General features: G+C 70.4%; 15 protein-coding genes. 8 read left to right on the top strand and 7 right to left on the bottom strand.

Annotated features, from left to right (window positions below; translation table 11 throughout):
• The first annotated feature begins 46 nt into the window (after positions 1 to 46).
• Entirely contained in the window at positions 47 to 313 is a 267-nt protein-coding gene (locus HUO13_RS00970) for a hypothetical protein (RefSeq protein WP_211899640.1), read from the top strand.
• 56 nt (positions 314 to 369) lie between these two features.
• Here the strand turns inward: HUO13_RS00970 and HUO13_RS00965 are convergent, their stop codons facing one another.
• A complete protein-coding gene (locus tag HUO13_RS00965; protein WP_211899639.1) occupies positions 370 to 822 on the bottom strand; it encodes a GtrA family protein in 453 nt (150 codons plus the stop codon).
• A gap of 140 nt (positions 823 to 962) precedes the next feature.
• On the opposite strand from HUO13_RS00965, the gene HUO13_RS00960 reads away from it, so the two are divergent.
• The 3 genes from HUO13_RS00960 to HUO13_RS00950 are packed head-to-tail and all read left to right on the top strand — an operon-like array spanning position 963 to position 4,446.
• Positions 963 to 2,327, top strand: a complete 1,365-nt coding sequence (locus HUO13_RS00960) for an FAD-binding oxidoreductase (RefSeq protein WP_211899638.1) — start codon at positions 963 to 965, stop codon at positions 2,325 to 2,327.
• A gap of 26 nt (positions 2,328 to 2,353) precedes the next feature.
• Positions 2,354 to 3,688, top strand: coding sequence for an FAD-binding oxidoreductase (locus HUO13_RS00955; RefSeq protein WP_211902573.1), 1,335 nt, complete (start codon positions 2,354 to 2,356; stop codon positions 3,686 to 3,688).
• Positions 3,685 to 4,446 carry a decaprenylphospho-beta-D-erythro-pentofuranosid-2-ulose 2-reductase gene (locus tag HUO13_RS00950; RefSeq protein WP_211899637.1) on the top strand — a complete coding sequence of 254 codons (762 nt, stop codon included), beginning with the start codon at positions 3,685 to 3,687 and terminating at the stop codon, positions 4,444 to 4,446. Before HUO13_RS00955 ends, HUO13_RS00950 begins: the two co-directional genes overlap by 4 nt.
• A gap of 63 nt (positions 4,447 to 4,509) precedes the next feature.
• Here the strand turns inward: HUO13_RS00950 and HUO13_RS00945 are convergent, their stop codons facing one another.
• Positions 4,510 to 4,998, bottom strand: a complete 489-nt coding sequence (locus HUO13_RS00945; RefSeq protein WP_211899636.1) for a MarR family winged helix-turn-helix transcriptional regulator — start codon at positions 4,996 to 4,998, stop codon at positions 4,510 to 4,512.
• A gap of 196 nt (positions 4,999 to 5,194) precedes the next feature.
• On the opposite strand from HUO13_RS00945, the gene HUO13_RS00940 reads away from it, so the two are divergent.
• From HUO13_RS00940 to HUO13_RS00930, 3 genes are all read left to right on the top strand, one after another.
• Positions 5,195 to 5,614 carry an organic hydroperoxide resistance protein gene (locus HUO13_RS00940; RefSeq protein WP_211902572.1) on the top strand — a complete coding sequence of 140 codons (420 nt, stop codon included), beginning with the start codon at positions 5,195 to 5,197 and terminating at the stop codon, positions 5,612 to 5,614.
• Between the two features lie 129 nt (positions 5,615 to 5,743).
• On the top strand, positions 5,744 to 8,746 hold the full coding sequence (locus HUO13_RS00935) for an arabinosyltransferase domain-containing protein (protein ID WP_211899635.1): 3,003 nt from the start codon (positions 5,744 to 5,746) through the stop codon (positions 8,744 to 8,746).
• Positions 8,747 to 8,919: 173 nt separating this feature from the next.
• Positions 8,920 to 9,879, top strand: a complete 960-nt coding sequence (locus HUO13_RS00930) for an LGFP repeat-containing protein (protein ID WP_249124370.1) — start codon at positions 8,920 to 8,922, stop codon at positions 9,877 to 9,879.
• Here HUO13_RS00930 and HUO13_RS00925 read toward each other — a convergent pair.
• Positions 9,860 to 11,062 carry a glycosyltransferase family 87 protein gene (locus tag HUO13_RS00925; RefSeq protein ID WP_211899634.1) on the bottom strand — a complete coding sequence of 401 codons (1,203 nt, stop codon included), beginning with the start codon at positions 11,060 to 11,062 and terminating at the stop codon, positions 9,860 to 9,862. The genes HUO13_RS00930 and HUO13_RS00925 overlap by 20 nt on opposite strands.
• Positions 11,063 to 11,184: 122 nt before the next feature.
• Here HUO13_RS00925 and HUO13_RS00920 point away from each other — a divergent pair, with 122 nt between their 5' ends.
• Positions 11,185 to 11,934, top strand: a complete 750-nt coding sequence (locus tag HUO13_RS00920) for a GPP34 family phosphoprotein (RefSeq protein WP_211899633.1) — start codon at positions 11,185 to 11,187, stop codon at positions 11,932 to 11,934.
• 9 nt (positions 11,935 to 11,943) lie between these two features.
• Here HUO13_RS00920 and HUO13_RS00915 read toward each other — a convergent pair whose 3' ends face one another.
• Genes HUO13_RS00915 through HUO13_RS00900 form a run of 4 tightly spaced genes read right to left on the bottom strand, consistent with a single transcriptional unit; the run spans position 11,944 to position 17,849 of the window.
• Positions 11,944 to 13,215: an NAD(P)/FAD-dependent oxidoreductase gene (locus HUO13_RS00915; RefSeq protein WP_211899632.1), complete on the bottom strand. Its 1,272-nt coding sequence runs from the start codon at positions 13,213 to 13,215 to the stop codon at positions 11,944 to 11,946.
• Positions 13,212 to 13,625: a GtrA family protein gene (locus HUO13_RS00910; protein WP_211899631.1), complete on the bottom strand. Its 414-nt coding sequence runs from the start codon at positions 13,623 to 13,625 to the stop codon at positions 13,212 to 13,214. Before HUO13_RS00910 ends, HUO13_RS00915 begins: the two co-directional genes overlap by 4 nt.
• On the bottom strand, positions 13,612 to 14,583 hold the full coding sequence (locus tag HUO13_RS00905; RefSeq protein ID WP_249124369.1) for a glycosyltransferase family 2 protein: 972 nt from the start codon (positions 14,581 to 14,583) through the stop codon (positions 13,612 to 13,614). Before HUO13_RS00905 ends, HUO13_RS00910 begins: the two co-directional genes overlap by 14 nt.
• Before the next feature lie 38 nt (positions 14,584 to 14,621).
• Positions 14,622 to 17,849, bottom strand: coding sequence for an arabinosyltransferase domain-containing protein (locus HUO13_RS00900; protein ID WP_211899629.1), 3,228 nt, complete (start codon positions 17,847 to 17,849; stop codon positions 14,622 to 14,624).
• Positions 17,850 to 17,900: the final 51 nt, after the last annotated feature.

The following is a 17,900-nucleotide window of genomic DNA, read 5'->3' as shown; positions in this document are numbered from 1 at the left end:
GTGAAACCGGGTGTCACCGCTTCCGCACGCGTGGTGACCTGGGTCCATGACCAACACCCGACAGAACCTCGTGCTGCACCTGTCCGGTGCCGCCCAGCCCCTGCACGTCGCGCTGGACCCGGCCGAGGCCGACGCCCTGGTCGAGCAGCTGCCCGAGTTCATGGCGGCCGGATCGGCCAGGACGCTCAAGACCGCCGACGGCGGTCGCTTCTCGGTCAACTTCGCCCACGTCGCCACCGCGCACGTCGAGAACAGCCGGGGCGACGCCAACGCCTACGGCGCGCCGTCGCGTGGCACCGGCTTCGCCCGCTGATACATGAAAAAGCCCCCGCGGGCCGGGGCCTGCGGCGGCTGGTGCGACGCGGTGGGTCAGTCGCGGAACACGACCCACTTCAGCATCACGAAGTTGATCAGCGTGCCGAGTCCCTGACCGATGACCCAGCAGAGGGTGAGCAGCCACCCGTTGCCCTCCGCGCCGGTGAGCATCACCAGCAGCTGGTTGGTGCCCCAGTTCACGAAGAACGTGACGATGTACACGAGCGCGAAGCCACCGGCCTTGGCGGTGGTGTTGCCCGTGCTGGCGCCGCGGAAAGTGAATTGTCGGTTGATGACGTAGGAAGCGCTGGTGCCGAGGATGAAGCTGATCGCCCTCGACAGCCAGACCGGCCATCCGAGGAGACCCAGCATCAGCGCGTAGGTGCCCGAGTCGATGATCGCGCAGCCGCCGCCGATGACTACGAAGCGGAACAACTGGTTGAACACGCCGAGCCGCTTGACCTCGGAATTCGCGGTTTGCCCGGCAGCTGGTTCGGCCACGGCCACTGCTTCACCTCAGGAGTTGCGACGGACAGGCCAGGACGACGTGAGTCCGCCCGGCAGTCTATCGATGACCCGGAGCACACCGCCGGGGACCGGCCGCACCCGCCCGTATCGGCACCTGACCCGCGGATAGACTCGGCTGGGTGGGATCGGTAAAGGACGAGCTTCAGACGCTGACCGGCTGGGGGCGCACCGCGCCGACCACCGCTCGGGTCGTCAGCACCCCCGATGTGGAAGTGATCGCGAAGGCGGTCCGGGAGGCCGGTGAGCGCGGCGTCATCGCGCGCGGCCTCGGTCGCAGCTACGGCGACCCCTCGCAGAACGCCGGCGGCACGGTCATCGACATGACCGCGCTCGACCGCGTGCACCAGGTCGACGTCGACAACGCAACGGTCGTCGTGGACGCCGGTGTCTCGCTCGACACGCTGATGCGGCGCCTGCTGCCCTACGGCCTGTGGATCCCGGTGCTGCCCGGCACCCGCCAGGTCACCATCGGCGGCGCCATCGGCTCCGACATCCACGGCAAGAACCACCACTCGCAGGGCTCCTTCGGCAGCCACGTGCTCGCGATGGACCTGCTCACCGCCGACGGCCAGGTCAGGAGCCTGACCCCGGAGGGCGAGAACTCCGAGCTGTTCTGGGCGACCGTGGGCGGGATGGGCCTGACCGGCATCATCCTCAACGCCACCATCCGCCTCAAGCGCGTGGAGACGGCGTACTTCCTGGTCGACAACGTCCAGACCCGCAACCTCGACGAGCTGATCGAGTACTTCACCGACGGCTCCGACGACAACTACATCTACTCGGTCGCCTGGTTCGACTCGCTCGCCCGCGGCGACAAGCTGGGTCGCGCGCTGCTGACCCGCGGCAACTCGGCCAGGATCGAGGACCTGCCGAAGAAGCTGCGCAAGGACCCGCTGAAGTTCAACGCCCCGCAGCTGATGACCGCCCCGCCGATCTTCCCCAACGGTCTGGTCAACAAGTACACCATCACCGCGTTCAACGAGGTCTGGTACCGCAAGGCGCCGACGAAGTTCGGCATGGTCCAGAACATCACGCAGTTCTTCCACCCGCTGGACCTGGTCGGCGAGTGGAACCGGGTGTACGGCCCCAACGGCTTCCTGCAGTACCAGTTCATGGTGCCCTTCGGGCAGGAGGCGATGTTCCGCCGCTCGATCGACAAGATCAGCGCGTCGGGCCACGTGTCGTTCCTCAACGTGCTCAAGACCTTCGGCAAGGGCAACGACGCGCCGATGTCGTTCCCGCGCGAGGGCTGGACGCTGACCGTGGACATCCCGGTCACCCCGGGCCTGGACCGCCTGTGCGGCGAGCTGGACGAGATGGTGCTCGACGCGGGCGGCCGGCTCTACCTGGCCAAGGAGTCGCGCACCACGCCGGAGATGATCGAGCGGATGTACCCGCGGATCGGCGAGTGGCGCAAGATCCGCGCCTCGGTGGACCCCGAAGGCGTGTTCCATTCCGACCTGTCCCGGAGGCTGAGCCTGTGACTGCTGGCGTGGAAACCCGGAAACTGATGGGGTGGGCCCGCACCGCCCCGACGACGGCGCGGGTGGTCAGCACCCCGGACGTCGAGGTGATCGCCCGTGCGGTGCGCGAGGCCGGCGAGCGCGGCGTGATCGCCCGTGGCCTGGGCCGCAGCTACGGGGACGTGTCGCAGAACGCGGGTGGCACCGTCATCGACATGACCGCGCTGAACCGCATCCACGACATCGACCGCGACAAGGCGGTCGTCGACGTCGACGCGGGCGTGAGCCTGGACCAGCTGATGCGGGCCGCGCTGCCGCACGGCCTGTGGGTCCCGGTGCTGCCGGGCACCCGGCAGGTGACCATCGGCGGCGCCATCGGCTGCGACATCCACGGCAAGAACCACCACTCGCACGGCAGCTTCGGCAACCACGTGGTGTCGATGGACCTGCTCACCGCGGACGGCCAGATCCGGACGATCACGCCGGACGGCGAGGGCTCGGAGCTGTTCTGGGCGACCGTCGGTGGTGTCGGGCTGACCGGAATCGTGTTGCGCGCCAAGGTGCAGATGAAGCGCACCGAGAGCGCGTACTTCATCGTCGACGCCGACCGCACCAAGGACCTCGACGAGACGCTGGAGCTGTTCTCCAACGGCTCGGACATGAACTACGACTACTCGATGGCGTGGTTCGACGCGATCTCCACCGGCCCGAAGCTGGGACGTTCGGCGTTCTCCCGCGGCTCGCTGGCCAAGCTGGACGAGCTGCCGCCGAAGCTGCGCGCGGACCCGCTGAAGTTCGACGCGCCGCAGCTGCTGACCTTCCCGGACGTGTTCCCCAACGGGCTGGCCAACAAGCTGACGTTCAGCACGCTCAGCGAGATCTGGTACCGCAAGACGCCGAAGCAGGGACGCGGGCAGGTGCAGAACCTGACCGCCTTCTACCACCCGCTGGACATGTTCGGCGAGTGGAACCGCGCCTACGGTTCGAAGGGTTTCCTGCAGTACCAGTTCATCGTGCCGTTCGAGGAGGACGAGGCCCTGCGCAGGCTCGTGCAGCGGATCGCGGAGTCCGGGCACGTGTCGTTCCTCAACGTCCTGAAGCGGATGGGTGACAGCAGCCGCGCGCCGCTGTCGTTCCCCATCCCGGGTTGGACGATCACGGTCGACTTCCCGATCAAGGACGGGTTGCACCGCTTCTGCGAGGAACTGGACGAGATGGTGCTGGGTGCGGGCGGCCGTCTGTACTTCGCGAAGGACTCGCGCACCACGCCGGAGATGGTCCGGCAGATGTACCCACGTCTCGACGAGTGGCGCCAGGTCCGCGCCGCCGTCGATCCCGAAGGAATCTTCAACTCCGATCTGTCCCGAAGGTTGTTCCTATGATCGACGCGGTTGGAAACCCGCAGTCCCTGTTCATCCTCGGCGGTACTTCCGACATCGCGCTGGCGACCGCGGAGCAGTACGCGGCGCAGCGCCCGCTGCGGATCATCCTCGCGGCGCGCCCGGAGGAAGCCGATCTCGTGGAGGCCGCCGCCGAGCGGCTGCGCAAGACCGGCAGCACCGTCACGACGCTCCCGTTCGAGGCCACCGACCCGCAGACCCACGGCGAGGTCGTCGAGAAGGCGTTCGCCGACGGTGACATCGACGTCACGCTGGTGGCCTTCGGCGTCCAGGGCGACAACGAGAAGGGCTGGACCGACCCGGCGGCCGCTCGCTTCGTCGCCGAGGTCAACTACGTCGCCCCGATCTCGCTGGGCGTGCACCTGTCGAACAAGCTGCGCAAGCAGGGCCACGGGCACATCGTCATGATGTGCTCGCCCGCGGGTGAGCGCGCGCGGCGCTCGAACTTCGTCTACGGCTCGTCGAAGGCCGGCGCCGACATCTTCTACACCGGCCTGACCTACGCCCTGGCCGAGTCCGGCGTGAAGGTGACGGTCGTGCGGCCGAACTTCGTGAAGACCAAGCTCACCGAGGGCATGAAGCCCGCCCCGATGGCCCAGACGCCGCAGCAGGTCGGCGCGGCCATCATCGACGCCGTGCGCAAGGACCGGGAGTCGATCTGGGTTCCGGTGCAGATGCGCTGGGTGATGAGCGTGCTGCGGCACCTGCCGAAGGCGATCTTCCGCAAGCTGCCGTTCTGAGCTATACGAAAAGGGGCCGCCGGAGGACACCTCCGGCGGCCCCTTTTCGCGTCAACACCCCACTCATCCCTCCGCCGCCATGGCTGAGCGGGCATGTTCCGCGGCGGCGTCGACCTGGGCGGTGAGGCGGTCCAGGGTGTCGCGGAGCGCGTCGAGCTCTTCGACCGGCATGCCGGTGGCGCAGAGCATGCTCGCCGGGACGTGTTCGGCGCGGCGGCGCAGGTCGCGGCCGTCGCCGGTGAGGGCGACCTCCACCGACCGCTCGTCCCCCGCGCTGCGGACGCGGGTGACCAGTCCGGCGGATTCCAGGCGCTTGAGCAGGGGCGACAGGGTGCCCGAGTCCAGGCGGAGGGCGGCGCCGAGGTCCTTGACCGAGACCGGTTCGCGCTCCCAGAGCACGAGCATCACCAGGTACTGGGGGTAGGTCAGGCCGAGGTCGGCCAGGACCGGCCGGTACAGGTTGGTGAAGGCGCGGGACGCGCTGTAGAGCGCGAAGCACACCTGGCGATCCAAGGTCAGGTACGACTCCCGCCCGGCGTCCGAAGCACTCATAGCCAGCGAAGCTACCACCCGATTTCGATGGCGCTCAACTCAACTGTGCGCAATATCCGCTGGTCACGGGATTTCACAGGGGTCGTCCAGTGATGAACCACACTTTGGTTGTGCACAATTAAATTGCGCACTACCGTCGCAGCCGACGGCATCCGGCAGTTCGCCGCAGTGGCAAGCCGCCCGACCGAAAGGGGCAATCGTGAACGTCCTCTACACCGCCGAAGCGACCGTGACAGGCCAGGGACGCAGCGGCCACATCCGCTCCTCCGACGGAGTTCTCGACACCGACCTGAGCATGCCCAAGGAGCTCGGCGGCGCCGGTGGCGCCGGCACCAACCCCGAGCAGCTCTTCGCCGCCGGCTACGCGGCCTGCTTCCACAGCGCGCTGCACCTGGTCGCCGGGCAGGCGAAGGTCTCGTCGGAGGGTTCGTCGGTCACCGCGCACGTGAGCATCGGCAAGGACGGCGAGGGCTTCGGCCTGGCCGCCGAGCTCGTGGTGGACCTGCCGGGCGTTGAGCGCGAGCGCGCCGAGGACCTGGTCGCGCAGGCGCACGAGGTGTGCCCCTACTCCCGCGCCACCAGGGGCAACATCGAGGTGAGCGTCAAGGTCGCGTGACCGCCCCCGGGAGTTCCGCGGCGGAGCCGCGCCGCGGAACTCCCGGGCCTGACCAGGCCAAAGCAATCGTGATCCTTTCGAAACGCTGAAACGGTAAACCTGTTCGCCCTCGTCACAGATCTATGAGGCATGGGAGCCGTTCCGCCTCCGGGCGATGACCAGACCCGGATACGCCGCCGCCGCTACTGGACGCCGGCAGTCCTCGCCTGCCTCACCCTGATCTTCGGCGTGCTGGCCGTGCTCTCACCGGTTCGGGCCGACGCGCCGGTGGTGAACTGGCCGAAGGCGGGTTCGGCCCCCACCTCGACGGTGCTCCCGCTCTCCCCGTACCGGCCGCTGGACATCGACGCGACGATTCCCTGCCAGGCCCTCAACTCCGTCGATCCCAACGGCGGGGCCGCGCTCAACACCCACCCCGCGGACGGGCCGGGGATGAACGTGACCGCGCAGTCCGGCACCGCGCGGTTCTGGGTCGACGGGCAGGAAGTCCTCGCCGACTCGCTGCGACCATCCTGCGTCTACCACGTGCGCGCCGACGCAGGCGGAGTACGCATCGACCGCGACGGCGTGCCGCTGCTGCACCGCGCCGACGTGTTGCCGCCGCAGGTTTCGGAGCTGTCCACGCAAGCCGCCGACACCGGCGGGCTCGCCGTGCAACTGCATCCGGACGCCCGATACGAGTCCTCCCCCACCGCGCTGAAGACAGTGCTGCTGATCGCACACGGACTGAGCCTGCTGGCGCTGCTCGTCCTCGCCTGGCGGGTCTGGCGCGGTACCGGGCCTGGCATGCGGTTCCCGAGGTTCGGGGCCGCCGACGCGGTCGTCCTGCTGGTGTCGGTGGCCTGGATCTTCCTCGGTCCGTCCAACATGGACGACGGCTGGTACATGATGATGGCCCGCAACGCCGGCGAGAACGGCTACATGGGCAACTTCGTCTACATGTTCAACGTCACCGAGAACCCGTTCGTGCTCAGCCAGTACCTGTTGCAGGCGTGGGGCGAGCTCGGTGGTTGGTCGCTGTGGTGGATGCGCGTGGTGCCGACCGTCTGCGGCCTGGTGACGTGGATGTTCCTGCGGGTGCTGCTGGCGACGCTGCTCGGCCGCGCCGCGACGCTGCGCGCGGTGCCGTGGGCGCTGCTCGCGGCCCACCTGGTCTGGTACCTGCCCTACGGCACCACGCTGCGGCCGGAGCCGGTGATCGTGATGTGCGCGGCGGCGGTGCTGGTGTTCGCTGAGGCGGCGGTGGTGCGGCAGTCCATCGGCGCGCTCGCGCTCGCGACGGTGTGCGCGGCTCTCGCCGTGACGGCGTCGCCTTCCGGCGTAGTCGCGGCCGCTCCGCTGCTGCTCTGCCTGCCGTGGCTGATCCGGTGGCTGCGGGAGCAGCCGTGGGAGGCGCGCGTCGCCGCGGTGCTGCTGGCGGCGGCTTCGGCGACGGTCGTCATCCCGGTGGGCTTCGCCGACGCCACGCTCGCCGACGTCGTGGAGGCCACCCGCGTCCACCAGTGGTACTACCTGTCGTTCTCCTGGTACGAGGAGTTCGAGCACTACAACACGCTGCTCAACACCGCGGGATGGGCGCGGCGGCTGCCGGTGCTGCTGACGCTGGCGGTGGTCGTGGTGGTCGCGATCGCCAGCGGGCGCGGCGGCATGGGCCGGGACCCGATCCGCAGGCTCACGCTGGTCTCGGTCATCACGACCTCGGTGGCGCTGGTGCTGATCGCGCTGAGCCCGACCAAGTGGGTCAACCACTTCCACTCCGTCGCCGCCGCGCCGACCGTGCTGCTCGCGGCCGTGCTGCTGCGTTCGCCGCTGCCCCGCCGCGCGGGACTCGTCGTCACCGGCGCCGGCGTCCTGCTGCTGGTGGGCGCGGTCTCGCTGAGCTTCGCCGGGGACAACCGGTGGATGCCGTTCACCGACGCGGGCCAGCGGTTCGGCGAGCACCTGAACCTCGACCCGATGACCAACAACCTCGAACCGCACATCGGCCCGCTCTACCTGCGCAATCCGCTGATCTGGGTCGGAGTCGCGGTCGCGGCGTGGTTGTGGGCGAGGTGGCGGCGGCGCCACGGCCAGGTGGTGCGCGTCGGCCCGGACCGCGCGGTGCTGGGTGCCGCGTCGTTCGGCGCGGTGCTGCTGATGCTGGCGCTGTTCGTGGTCGCGCCGATCGGGCAGGCGCCGGGCTGGACGGTCGCGCGGTCCGGCGTGCAGGCGATGTCCGGCGGGTGCGGGCTGGCCACCGACGTGCGAGTGCAACTGCCCGCCGGACGGCTCGGGCCGCCGGGTGCGGCCGAGGTGAGCGGGGACTTCGCCACCACCGCACCTCCGCTGCCGACCTCGCCGTGGGAGGAACCGGCGACGATCTGGCACGACGAGCGACCGGACGGCACCAGCACCGGCACCGGGCGCCTCGCCACCGGCTGGTACCCGATCGCCGAGCCCGCCCCGCACGTGACCGTCCCGGTCGCGGGACGACTCGACGGCCAGGTCCTCGAGGTCGAGTTCGCGACGCGGGCCGGGGTCGTCACCGAGCCCCTGCACCCCGAGCTGCGCCGCTCGGCGCTGCGGGAGTGGCAGCAGCTCTCGGTGGAGGTGCCTGCCGGTGCGAGCGCGCTGCGCGTGATCGTGGTCGACCAGGTCACCGGCGCCCGGACGTGGCTTGCGGTGGCCGAGCCCAAGCTCACCGACGACCGGCCGGTCACCGAGCTGACGCGGGGCAAGGCGGTGCTGGCCAACCACATCAACGCGCCGCTGTGGCCGTGCGTGGACCAGGTCGGCATCCGCGACGGCATCACCGACACCCCGGTCGTGCGGCTGACCGCCGACGAGGGCCTGCCGCCCGAGTGGCTGGACAACATCTCCAACCTCGAATGGGGCGGCGCCTGGGTGGGCACCACCCGGGAGTGGGTGCAGACCAGGCTGCACGCCGAGCTGCCCGGCGGCCCGCCGCGCACGCCGTGGGGCAACGTCTTCGTCATCCGCTACCTGCATCCGGTGGGCCAGTACGACCTGCGGGTGCCGACCGAGATCCGGTCGAGCCTGAAGCGGTTCCCGACGCTGGCCGACAACGACTACCCCGACATCGCGCGCAACGCGGGCACGCAGCAGACCGAGTCCGACAGCGAAGCCCGGTGACCGGCCGGTCCGGTCACCGACGAGCCGGGACGGCGGGAGTGGGGTCTCGCCGTCCCGGCCCACCTCGAAGGCGCTGGGCGAACTGGGGGACGCGCTCGACGGCGGGCAACCGATCACCGCGACGGCACGTGTACATGGCAGCCCAATTCCGGGGCCATGAAAGGGGATCGGATTTGATCAGGAAACGGTTCGCCGCGGCGGTCGCAGCGTGCGCCGCGCTCTCACTCGCATCCTCCCTGCCCGCCACCGCCGCGCCCGGCGAGGCCACGCCGGTGCAGCCCGACGCGCAGGCGTTCACGCCGATCGAGCTCCGGTACTGGACCGACGCCGGGCTGCGGGAACTGCTCGGCAACCCGGTCGACACCGAGTACGTCGAGGGCGACATCTCCTACCAGCACTTCCAGAACGGCTGGCTCTACCACTCCCCGGCCACCGGGGTTCACGAACTGCACGGCGACATCGCGCAGCGGTTCGTCCGCTCCGGTGCGCACCGCGTGCTGGGCGTGCCGACCACCGACGAGGTCGCGACCCCCGACGGGGTCGGCAGCTACAACCACTTCACCCGCGACGCCTCGGTGTACTGGAGCCCGTCGACCGGCGCGCAGACGGTGGCCGGGACGATCCGCAAGTTCTGGTCCGACAAGGGCTGGGAGGCCAGCCGCCTGGGCTACCCGACCTCCTCGACCGCCAGCACTCCCGACGGCGTCGGGGTCTACAACCACTTCGTCGGCGGTGACGGTGCCGGCGCGTCGGTGTACTGGACGAAGGCGACCGGTGCGCACTCGGTGCAGGGCGCGATCCGCGACCTGTGGGCGGCCAACGGCTGGGAGAACGGCTTCGGCTACCCCAGCAGCGACGAGCTGACGACGCTCGACGGCCTGGGCAGGCAGAACGAGTTCACCGGCAAGGACGACCCGCCCGCCGCGGCGTACTGGCACCCGGCCAGCGGCGCGCACTTCGTGACGGGGGCGATCATGCTGCGCTGGCACGAGCTCCGGCGCGAGCTGTCCTACCTGGGGTACCCGACGTCGAACCCGTACGAGGCGGCCGACGGCCGCACCCAGGTCGACTTCGAGGGCGGCTACATCGCGATCGACCAGAGCACCGGGGCCGTCATCGACCAGCCCTGGTGACCAGCGCGGTCCACACCAGCGCGACGACGGCGGTCAGCACGTAGGTGTTGCCGACGACGTGCTGCACCGGTGTCCACGACAGCTCGGCTCCCCCGACGCTGGGCAGGAAGTGCCACGGGGCCGTGACGGCGATCAGTGCCGTCACGGCCACCGGCAGGTAACCACGCCGGCGCCGGATCGCGTTGGCGCCCAACAGCAACAGGCCGGGCACGACCCACACCCAGTGGTTCGACCATGACGTCGGCGAGACCAGGACGGCGAACAGTCCGACGGTGACGAACGCGGCCGGGGCGCTCACCCGCGGCAGGATGCGGGCGGTCACCACGAGCAGTCCGAGGCACAGCACTGCCCACGCGGTGTTCTGCGCGAACACCGGCAGGTCGAAGCGGGCGAACGCACCAAGCACCGACTGGTTGCTGTTCAGCGCGTGCCCGGCGACGTCGGCGGCCGGTCCGCGGCGGAACCAGTAGTCCACCGACGCCGTGAAGTCGACCGCGAAGCCGAGCGCGGTGCACAGCACGGCGGTGGCCGCGGTCGTGACGGCCGCGCGGAAGTCCTTGCGGAGCAGGAAGAACAGCAGGAACGCGGCCGGGGTGAGCTTGATGGCGGCGGCGATGCCGACCAGCAGACCGCGCGGCCAGCGCGGTTCGCGGGCCAGGCAGTCGAGCGCGACCAGCCCCATCAGCGCGATGTTGACCTGCCCCTGGCCGAAGCAGGCGTGCACGGGTTCGAGGACGAACGTCAGCGGCAGGCCGGCGGCCGCCACCGCGAGCGCCCCGCGCGTCCCCGCCGTCGGCCACGCATGGCGGGTGACCAGGTAGATCGTTGCTCCGAGGGCCAGCACGTCGACGACGTTGAGCATGCTGAGGCCGACCATCGGCGGCACCACGGCGAACGGCGCCAGCGGCAGCAGCGCGAACGGCGGGTAGACCCACGGCAGCGGGTCGGGGTTGCGGACCGGCGCCCTGGTGTTGATGAAGTCGCCTCCGGCGAGCCAGGTGTGCACGCCCCACCGGTAGACCTCGAAGTCGCCCCAGAACGAGTACACCGAGACCAGCGTCCCGAGGCAGCCGGCGAGCGCCAGCGCGGACAGCAGCAGGATCACGCGGAGTCTGCGGTCGACCACCCGACTGAGTCGTTCGGACAACCCTGCCGGATCACGCGGTGGAGCTTCGCTGACCATCGCGCCATATTACGAACGAGCGTCCCCCGTTCGAGGCGTTTCAGTACGGTACGTGCCCGACGTGCCGACGCTCCTCCACGATCAGGTGTACCGCGCCAGGAGTGTTCGGGCAGGCTGTGCGCATGCACCCGTCGCACCCGCTGGCGCTGCCCGAGGAGTTCCTCCTGCTCGCGCACCGCGAATCGGGGAAAGTGCGCGAGTCCGCCAGGGTCGCGGCGGGCTGCGCGGCGGCCGAGCTGGGTGACCTGGCGCTGCGCGGGAGGCTGCTGGTCCGGGTAGGTCACGCGAGCCTGCTGAGTTCGAGACTCTTCTGGCCGGAGCCGACAGAGATCGAACTGCTCGCCGTCGAAAGCACCGGTCTCGCCTGGGCCGACAACGTGCTGGCCGAGCTGTTGCAGTGGATCGAGGCGGGTCCGGTCTCGCTGAACCGGTGGGTCCGACGGCACAAGGGCGCCTTCCAGTACCACCGCGCCGCGCTCGTCGGTCGCGGCTTGCTGCGCCCCGGGCCCGGTACGGGCCTGTCACGGCTGCTCGGCAGGCAACACCACTACCCCGACCAGGCGTTGCGCCACCGACTGATCGCGGAGCTGCGCGCCACCACCACAGGTCGGAGGGTGCTCGACGAACGCCTGCTGTTCCTGTCCGACCTCATGGCGGCGGTCGGCCTGCACGACGAGCTGGGCATCGGCAAGTGGGGCTTCCCGCACCGGATGAACCCGGATCGCGGAATCGGCGTGGTCACCTTCCGTCCCGAAGCGATGCGGGACACCAGCTACGCGCTCGCGTCCGCCGTGCCGCCGGCTTCCAGCGGTGACGGCGGTCTGGTCGGCGACAGTGGGGGCGGGGACGGCGGGGGTGGAGGCGGGGACTGAGCGGCCCCGCTACGTGCGGTCGAGGCCGAGGTGGCGCACGACGTCGTGGGCCATCTGGATCGCGTAGCTCTGACCGCGGTCCTGCGGGTAGATCTGCGACATGGTCGCCAGCGTGACGTTGCGCATCGACGTCCGGTGGGGCGGGATCAGCGCCCGGTACTGCGGGGTCACGACGGGCTGGGCGAAGCCCGCCTTCGAGAAGTGCCAGTCCCGCACCCACGACAGGTCGAACTCGGGGTTCAGCTTGCGCAGCCAGGGGACGTAGGCCTCGAGCAGCTCGTTCGGCTCGGTCGTGAACCGCCAGTCGTCGCGCGGCACGTAGTTGCCGACGTACACCACGTGCCTGCCGCCGTACTCGGCCGGATCGACCATGTTGGTGTGCTCGACGACCGCCAGGAACGGGAAGGCCGGATCGTTGATGTTCAGCCAGTAGTAGGGGATGAGGCCGCGGTCGCATTCGAGGATGAAGCAGGTCGCGCCGAGGTACTGGTTGCGCCAGAGCACGTCGTCGGAGGCGGTGCCCGCCGCCTTGGCGAACACCGGCTGCGGCACCGTGACGATGAGGTGGTCGAAGGTGTAGCTGCTGCCGTCGTCGCCGGCCCGGACCTCGACCTCGGTGCCGGGCTGGCGGATCGACGAGACCGGCTTGCCGAACTCCACCTTGCCGCCCCGGTCGGTCACCGCCTCCAGCAGCGCCCGGTACACCTGGTCGAAGCCGCCGTGCACGTAACCGAGCTCGAAGGTGCGGTAGTGGATGCGGGCCCACAGCCAGGCCATCGAGATCTCCCCGGCGCGCGAACCGAACTTGCCGGTCAGCAGCGGCTCCCAGATCGTCTCGGTCACCCTCGGCCCCGCCCAGCGGCGCATCCAGTCCAGCGCGCGCACGGAGTTGAACCGCTCGCCGTCGCGGACCAGCTTCAGCGCCGCCGACGACGCGGCGAAGCGCGCCCGGTCGAGCATCGAGAACTCCGGGAACCGCAGCATCTCCAGCGGCGTGCCGAAGTCGTGCATCCGGCCGTCGAGGTGGACGCCGATGCTCGGCTTGTGGAAGCGCAGCTTCGAGCCGAGCCCCAGCTCGTGCACCAGCTCGATCATCGCGCGGTCGGTCTTGAAGCTGTGGTGGTAGAAGCGCTCCAGCGAGTTGCCGCCGACCTCGATCGAGGCGGCCAGCCCGCCCAGCTCCTCCGACGCCTCCAGCACGGTGACCTCGTGCCCGGCCTTCACCGCGTCGAACGCCGCGGTCAGCCCGGTCGCGCCCGCACCGACGATCCCCAACCTCATCCGAAGCTCCACTTCCGGTTGATCGTGTACTGGAAGACCAGCACCACCGGCAGCGATCCGGCCTTCACCAGGTTCGGGTCGACGCCGAGGTGGCCGGAGAACACCTGCAGCAGCACGAACGTCAGCCCGATCCCGGCCACGCCCACGGCGTAGAAGCGCAGGAACCGGACCAGGATCCGGTCGCGCTTGCGGAAGTTCAGCAGTGCGTTCAACACGAAGTTGTTGGTGATCCCCGCCGTGGTGCTGATCGCGTTGGCCAGCTGCTCGTGCAGGCCGGCCAGGTTGAACAGCAGCAGGAAAAGCCCGTAGTCGAGCAGGACACCGCTGCACCCGATCAGGGCGTAGAGAACCAGCGAGCGGCTGACCAGCCGTTCGCGGACCACCGGTGCGCCGGGGTCAGTCCTGGTCATACCGGATCACTTTCCGGACGATGTAGAGCGGCCGTTGCTGGACCTCGTTGTAGATGCGGCCGACGTAGGAGCCGATCACCCCCAGCGACAGCATCTGCACCCCGCCCAGGAAGAGCATCGCGACCATCAGCATCGTCCACCCGGAGACGGTCACCTCTGGCAGGAAGACCCGCAGCGCCACCGCGTAGACGATGCCGAGCAGCGCCAGCGCGAGGCTGACGAACCCTATCCTGGTTATGAGCCGCAGCGGTACCGTCGAAAAGCTGGTCACGCCGTCGGCGGCCAGCCGCAGCATCTTGCGCATCGGGTACTTCGTCTCGCCCGCGACGCGCTCGTCCCGGTCGAAGAGGACCTCGGCCTGCTCGAAGCCCATCGACGCGACCATGCCGCGGATGAAGCGGCTGCGTTCCCGGAAACCGCGCAGCTCCTCGGCGGCCCGCCGGTCGAGCAGCCGGAAGTCGCCGGTGTCGACCGGGATGTCCACCTCGGCGCAATGGCGCAGCAGCCGGTAGTAGCCGTGGGCGGTGAACCGCTTGAACCTGCTGTCCTGCCGGGTGCGCCTGCGCGCCGAGACGATCTCGGCTCCGCCCAGCCACGCGTCGATCAGCTCGATGCTGACCCGCGGCGGGTCCTGCAGGTCGGTGTCCATGATGATCACCGCGTCGCCCGCCGCGTGGTCCAGGCCCGCGGTGATCGCGATCTGGTGGCCGAAGTTGCGGGCGAAGTCGAGGACGTGCACCCGTGAATCGTTTTTCGCCAGGTCGCGCAGGATTCCCAGCGAACCGTCGGCCGAACCGTCGTTGACGTAGACGAACTCGTAGCGGAACTCCGGCCGCGTCGCGACCGCCGCGGTCAGCTCCTCGTGGAACCTGCGGATGCCCTCCACCTCGTTGTAGACCGGCAGCACGTACGAGACCAGCGAAGGGCTGCCCTCTTCCGCGGCTTGTTGTTGCGGCACCGGAACTCGGACAGAGTGACTGATCGCCTCGGCCATGTTCACTCCCCTCGCCAACCCCACCGTGAAACCGGAACGCTCTGAACATCGAAACCGTTGCCCGATAGCGGGTAATCGACCTCGATCAGGTGGCCCCACTCGGCATATTGGGGAGCGTGATCGACACCGAGTAGCCGCGTGGGTACCTCTTTCTGGTGACCGACCTCCCGGACACCGGCGAAGCTGCCGCCGATCACCCGCTCGTAGGCCGCCCTGCCCCCGAAGCCGAGCTCGTGCGGCGGGTTGACCAGGTAGGCGGGCGGTTCGGCGAGTCCGCCACCGACCTCGGGCATCGCCCGCAGGCACGGCGCGGACCAGGTCATCGACCAGTCAACCAGGATCGGCGCCATGCCGCGCAGGTACTGGGCCATCGGGATGACCTCGCGGATGCGGGGCCCGGTCACCGCCAGCCACCCGGCTCCGTCGGTGGTGCCGTCGGCGGCCCGGATGCGGACCCGGGTGGCGCCGTCGGGGACCTCGGAGTGCAGGGTCCGCCAGGACGGGTTGTCCTGCGGCTTGTCCACGATGACGTGGTCGGCCGGGTAGGCGGGGCGCTCGTCGCCGTCGAACACGGTGTCGTCGAGCACCCGTTCGCCGATGACGCCGTCGCGCGTGCCGAACTCCAGGGCGATGCGGTTCCCGTCTCCGGTGCGGCCCGCGACGTCGACGGCCAGCTCGCGGTTGTCGGGAATCTCGGCAGGCAGTGGGAACCAGCCCGTGGTCAGGTTCCCGGTGGAGATCGGACCGCCGCCGAAGCTGCTCCACGCCGTCCCGCCGGGCGGCGGCGAGGCGAACCCGCCGTTGCGGCGGAAACCGACCGCCTCCGGGTCGCCGCCGGACACCTGGAGCCTGCCGCCCGGTACGTCGGGCGTGACCACGACGTGGTCGACGATCCCGCAGCTCTGCCCGGTCAGGCTCGCGAGGTTCTGCCCGCCGACGGAGTAGCTGCCGCTCTGGCGCAGCGGCGCGACGGCGAAGGAGTACAGCACGAGGGCCACGGTGGTGCCGACCGCCGTCACGCCGAGCACGGCGGGCATGCGGACCAGCGTCCGCCGCGCGGCGAACCGGTCCTTGCGAACGGCACCGAGAACCGCCGCTGCCAGCAGCAGCGCGCCGGCTCCCAGCCCCCACAGCAGCGGGTTGTTCAGCGGGTGCACGGGCTCGTCGCCCCACGGAACGCCGTAGTGCGAGTGCAGGAACCAGTTGTTCTTGCCCGCGAACGTCAACGCCGCGGCCACGACGCCCAGGCCGGTGCAGAGCAGGCCGAGGAGCACCACGGTCCGCTCCCCGGCCAGCCGCCGCGCGGTGACCACGACCAGCACCACCCCGGCGGTCAGCGTGGCGGCACCGACACCGGCGAGCGCACCGAAGTAGTGCGTCCACTTCGACGGCGTCAGCCACATCAGCGCAAGGCTGATCGCCAGGCAGCCCGCGGGCACGCCTGCCATGCGCATGCCCGGCAGCCAGCGGGCGCCCCGGCTGAGCAGCAGCGCGGTGAACAGCAGCACCACCGCGGTCAGCAGCACCGGAGCACGCCTGGCCACGTCGCCCTGGAGGTCGAAGCCGAGGAGGAACTGGTAGCGCTGGATCTCCAGGTACCACGGCACGTTCGGCCCGTAGAACCCGTGCAACCGAGTCGCCTCGCGAGCTCCGGCCAGCGACTGGTCGGCGAACATCGCTACCAGGCCCGTGGAGGCGATGGCGGCCAGCAGCAACACGTCCGGCGCTCGCAGCATCCGCCGCAGCCGGCCCGCGAGCACGACGAACGGCGCTAGCGCGGTGATGCCCATCGGGTTCACCGCCACCGACAGCCCGGCGCACAGCGCGGCGGCTCCGAGCAAGCCCAGCCGCTGCTGCCGCACGCCCTGCAACGTGAAGGCCAGCGCCGCCACCACCCCCAGCGCCACGAACGGCTCCGGCCGCACACCCAGGCCGAAGGGAAGCCACCAGGCGAGGAAGCTCAGCGCGGCGAGCGCCCGCACCGACGGCTTGCGGCTGTGCTCGGGGATGACGGCGCTCAGGACGCCCCGGCTGAGCAGCTGCCAGGTCAGCAGTGCGGCGATGACGCTGGGCACCCGCATGGCCAGCGGCGCCGCGCTCAACCCGGCCATCAGTTCGAGCAGCCGCTGGGCGAGCAGGAACGGCGCCTCGGAGGCGTTCTCCCAGCGGTAGTAGTTGCCGACGTCGCCGGTGTTGAGCGCGTTGGTGATGGTCACGCTCGCGAACGAGTCGTCGGGCGTGTTCGGGCCGAGCACCCACCAGCCGCCGAGCACGCCCACCACGAGCAGGTCCACCAGTGCCGACACCGCGCGCCGCCAGGCGCCGACCCGCGTTTCCACGGGCGCGGCCCCATCGCCGGCGAGGAGTGCCGTGCGAGCGCTGTCGAGGCGTGTGGTGCCGTCGTCGTTGGGGTGTGTCGTGCGGGCGCGGTTGCCGTCGGTGGCCGGCGGGCCGGGCTGGACGGGCAGCGGCGCCGTGGTCGCCGCGACACTGACCACGCGCATGCCGCGCGTGCGCACGGCCAGCACCACGAAAGCGAGGCCGGCCAGCAGGAACTGGCCCCACACCAGCAGCGCCTTCTCCGCGGTCGGCTCGTTCTCGAACGGGTTGGCGGCCCGTGCGGTCACCCGCATCCCGGCCGCAGCGTCCGGCGGAAGGTCGGTGGCGAAGGCGACGACGTCCTCGACCCGTACCCCGGGGAGCGTGGCGGTGCGGTCGCCGATCCGGGCGGTGCTCCCGGAAGCGTCGGAGTGCAGCGAGATGGCGCAGTCGCGGCCGATCGGCGCCCGCAGCGCCTCGCGCCCGCCGACCAGGACCAGCGCGGTGCCGCTCGCCGTGGTCACCGCGAAACCCGCCGTGGGCTGGCCGGGCAGGCGGCTGCTCACCAGCGTGGCGGGCCTGCCGAGCTGCTGGCCCGACCGCACCACCCGGCACGGCACGTCGACGTCCACCGACACCGGCCGGTACGGCACGAAGAACGCGAGGGTGGACCTGGCGGGCGCGGCGGCCTTCGGCCAGGTGACGGTGACCTCGCGGGCGACCACCGGCGCCAGCGGCACCGCGACGGCGGCGAGCAGGCCGAGGAGCCCGACGACGATCCCCAAGATCGCGGACAGGACGCGGGCGGACCTGCCCCGAGGCGCCGGTTGCCGGAACTCCAGCGCCACCTGGTCCCTCAGCTCGGCCGACGCCCCCCGCTCCGGCGCGTCCAGCCCCTTGCCATCCGCCACGGCTGCTCCCCGCGATCAGGTGCTCGCTTCCGGATGCGTCTCCAGAACCGC

This window comes from Saccharopolyspora erythraea (assembly GCF_018141105.1).
In the GTDB taxonomy this organism is placed as follows: domain Bacteria; phylum Actinomycetota; class Actinomycetes; order Mycobacteriales; family Pseudonocardiaceae; genus Saccharopolyspora_D; species Saccharopolyspora_D erythraea_A.
Note: the sequence above shows the minus strand (reverse complement) of the source record. Positions and strands in the feature narration are given on the sequence as shown.

Coding starts and splice junctions, on each gene's coding strand:
- HUO13_RS00970 (WP_211899640.1), top strand. CDS start 47: ATGACCAACACCCGACAGAACCTCGTGCTGCACCTGTCCGGTGCCGCC.
- HUO13_RS00955 (WP_211902573.1), top strand. CDS start 2,354: ATGGGGTGGGCCCGCACCGCCCCGACGACGGCGCGGGTGGTCAGCACC.
- HUO13_RS00950 (WP_211899637.1), top strand. CDS start 3,685: ATGATCGACGCGGTTGGAAACCCGCAGTCCCTGTTCATCCTCGGCGGT.
- HUO13_RS00945 (WP_211899636.1), bottom strand. CDS start 4,998: ATGAGTGCTTCGGACGCCGGGCGGGAGTCGTACCTGACCTTGGATCGC.
- HUO13_RS00935 (WP_211899635.1), top strand. CDS start 5,744: ATGGGAGCCGTTCCGCCTCCGGGCGATGACCAGACCCGGATACGCCGC.
- HUO13_RS00925 (WP_211899634.1), bottom strand. CDS start 11,062: ATGGTCAGCGAAGCTCCACCGCGTGATCCGGCAGGGTTGTCCGAACGA.
- HUO13_RS00920 (WP_211899633.1), top strand. CDS start 11,185: ATGCACCCGTCGCACCCGCTGGCGCTGCCCGAGGAGTTCCTCCTGCTC.
- HUO13_RS00915 (WP_211899632.1), bottom strand. CDS start 13,215: ATGAGGTTGGGGATCGTCGGTGCGGGCGCGACCGGGCTGACCGCGGCG.
- HUO13_RS00910 (WP_211899631.1), bottom strand. CDS start 13,625: ATGACCAGGACTGACCCCGGCGCACCGGTGGTCCGCGAACGGCTGGTC.